The sequence below is a fragment of the Photorhabdus heterorhabditis genome (assembly GCF_018448905.1).
Classification (GTDB): domain Bacteria; phylum Pseudomonadota; class Gammaproteobacteria; order Enterobacterales; family Enterobacteriaceae; genus Photorhabdus; species Photorhabdus heterorhabditis.
This window is the reverse complement of the sequence record NZ_RCWA01000100.1, coordinates 1-2274: the sequence shown is the minus strand read 5'-3', so window position 1 is coordinate 2274 and position 2274 is coordinate 1. Positions and strand designations below refer to the sequence as shown.

Below are 2274 nucleotides of genomic sequence, written 5' to 3'. Positions count from 1 at the left end.
GTGCTCGTCGGGGCCAGTTGGCATGCTCTTTAACAGGATGGGAAAAGCTGGCGAAGAAAAAGGCTGCTAAATCAGGGGGAAAGGTCCGCTCAACCGTATGATGGCGTCGGGATAGTCCCTAAGACCCCATTAGATTAGCAGGTGGATTAAACTTATATACTTACGCGCCTAACCCAATGAGTTGGATCGATCCGTGGGGGTTATACAAGGGTGAGGGACAACGGAGTTTAGGGAAATACCATGTCTTCCATGAACACACCCTGAATTCATCGGAATATCAACTATCTGATGGTCAGCACTTTAAACGGGGCAACCAATCTGTGTACGAAAGAATGCAGCGCGATCCGGCATTCAGACGTGAGATGCAGACTAAATATCCTGGGGTAGTTGAACATGTTCAGCCTAATTCCAGAGGGAATTTCAGTAGATATTCTCCTCCAAATATGACTTGGCATCATGAAAATACGTCGGGGAAATTAAGCCTAGTTGATTACAATGACCATAAATCCTATCACAAAATATACCACCCAGATGGTTCTGGGGGGAGAAAAAAATGGGGAGGCGGCGATAAATGTCGCAGATAAGGTGAAATTATGAAAATGATTAATGGTTTTGATAGCTTATTAGCAATATATGAAGAACTTCCTGGTATTGGTGGTTTTTTTGTTGATGCTGATTATATTAGCAACTCTAGTTATATTAATAATGCGAATTATTATCTTCCAGATACAGAGGAAGAAGATGAGGATATGTATGAAATGGAAGATAAATATAAAAGTTGGTTAGAATATCCCACTTTCAAAGCTATTATTAACAACAAACTAGAGCATCACCCCAACGCAACCCGTGATGAATTGTTAGAAGCTGTGGTTTATTATCTCGAAGAAGATGATTTCTTGGATTAAATCAGACGGGAAGCTCAAAGAAAGCTTCCCACTGTGCTTCATGGTTATCTCGTGCCATAGTTGTTTAATCATCTCCTGTATCCACAGCTTTATCTTATGTGTCAGGCAAAACCTGCGCTATGCAGGACAATATTTTGACAAAGACAAATTTGTTGGTAACAAATTTGAATAGCGCGGTAGCGCTACCCTGAAAGGGTGAGTATCAGGATGATACGAGTAAACCGGCTGTATTTTAATACGTATCGATATTATGCCCCGGAGATTGGCCGGTTTATCACACCCGATCCTCTGGGGTTGACAGGGGGCATAAACCTATACACTTATGCGCCCAATCCGATGATGTGGATCGACCCGTGGGGGTTAACCGGAAAACCGATGAACTCACCGGATGTCGGTAAATGGGTAAATAAAAAAGGCGGAACCGTCTGGCAAGAAATGGACTCGAAAACGTGAGTATATAAAGATGCCTCCGGTATGTCGTTCGTTATCCAAATGGATACCCTGACTTTTCTCCGTATGAAAGGCAACGTGTGGATATTCCAGATCTGAAAGGTAACCACGGTCATTCAGCAAGTGGAGACTTTGGTAAAGCCGATGCTGCTGCGCCAAAAGGGAAAGCTAATTATGATTTGAATACTTGGCATCACCATGAAAATGGAAGAACAATGCAAGAAGTTCCTAAAAACATACACAAACCCTTTACTCATAGAGGCGGTGTATCAAAGATCAAGAATAAGTGTTAATTATCGGAGGAATTATGCCAATCGTATATGGTGAGGGCTTGAATAATGAAAAGATTATTGAAATTGAAAATAAGTATTCAATTTCCTTTCCAAAAGAGTATGCTGATTTTCTAAATAAAAAGAATGGGTTGATTATTAGAGAGCCAGAGTTCTGTGATCTTCCTTATAGCAAGGTAGATAATGGTTATATATCATTTCATGCTTTGTTTGGGCTTGCGTTTATTAATAAAAATTTTGATCTCATTGAAAATAATGATGATTATTTGGATGAGATATCTTTCACTGGCTCTAGCTTTATTATTGGGTCAGACCCGGGTGATAATTTTTATGTCTTAGTTTGCAGTGAAAATAATAATGGAGTTTATTATTGGGATAGGACACATTTACATGTAGAGGATGATGCACAAGATTACGACTTCGAAGAAGTGGATGAGTGTGGACATTTATATAAAATATCTGATTCATTTGGTTCATTTTTAAAGTGCATTATCGAAAATACTAGGCTGTGTCCCTTAATATCAATTAATAGTATTATTATCTGATTGATTTCGATGCAGGAACAAAATAGTGGCACGTTACGACATTTCTGATGATGCTTGGATATTGATAGAATCTTGTTTGCCCCC

4 protein-coding genes and 1 pseudogene are annotated in these 2274 nt (G+C 39.5%); all 5 read left to right on the top strand.

Going from position 1 to position 2274, the window contains the following annotated elements; all coding sequences use genetic code 11:
• Window positions 1–122 precede the first annotated feature (122 nt).
• Window positions 123–584: pseudogene (locus EAE89_RS22645) on the top strand (HNH endonuclease); the annotation flags it as partial.
• A 9-nt stretch (window positions 585–593) separates the two neighbouring features.
• Window positions 594–905, top strand: coding sequence for a DUF7716 domain-containing protein (locus EAE89_RS22640; protein ID WP_214086632.1), 312 nt, complete (start codon window positions 594–596; stop codon window positions 903–905).
• 207 nt (window positions 906–1112) lie between these two features.
• Window positions 1113–1358, top strand: a complete 246-nt coding sequence (locus EAE89_RS22635) for an RHS repeat-associated core domain-containing protein (RefSeq protein ID WP_244866735.1) — start codon at window positions 1113–1115, stop codon at window positions 1356–1358.
• 77 nt (window positions 1359–1435) lie between these two features.
• Window positions 1436–1648 carry an HNH endonuclease gene (locus tag EAE89_RS24080; protein ID WP_149617306.1) on the top strand — a complete coding sequence of 71 codons (213 nt, stop codon included), beginning with the start codon at window positions 1436–1438 and terminating at the stop codon, window positions 1646–1648.
• A 14-nt stretch (window positions 1649–1662) separates the two neighbouring features.
• The gene (locus EAE89_RS22625; RefSeq protein ID WP_214086631.1) at window positions 1663–2190 is read left to right on the top strand and encodes an SMI1/KNR4 family protein; all 528 of its coding nucleotides are present in this window, start codon (window positions 1663–1665) and stop codon (window positions 2188–2190) included.
• Window positions 2191–2274 lie beyond the last annotated feature (84 nt).

What these genes read in the sequence shown, in the direction of transcription:
- EAE89_RS22625 (WP_214086631.1), top strand. Translation starts at nt 1,663, where the DNA reads ATGCCAATCGTATATGGTGAGGGCTTGAATAATGAAAAGATTATTGAA.
- EAE89_RS22635 (WP_244866735.1), top strand. Translation starts at nt 1,113, where the DNA reads ATGATACGAGTAAACCGGCTGTATTTTAATACGTATCGATATTATGCC.
- EAE89_RS22640 (WP_214086632.1), top strand. Translation starts at nt 594, where the DNA reads ATGAAAATGATTAATGGTTTTGATAGCTTATTAGCAATATATGAAGAA.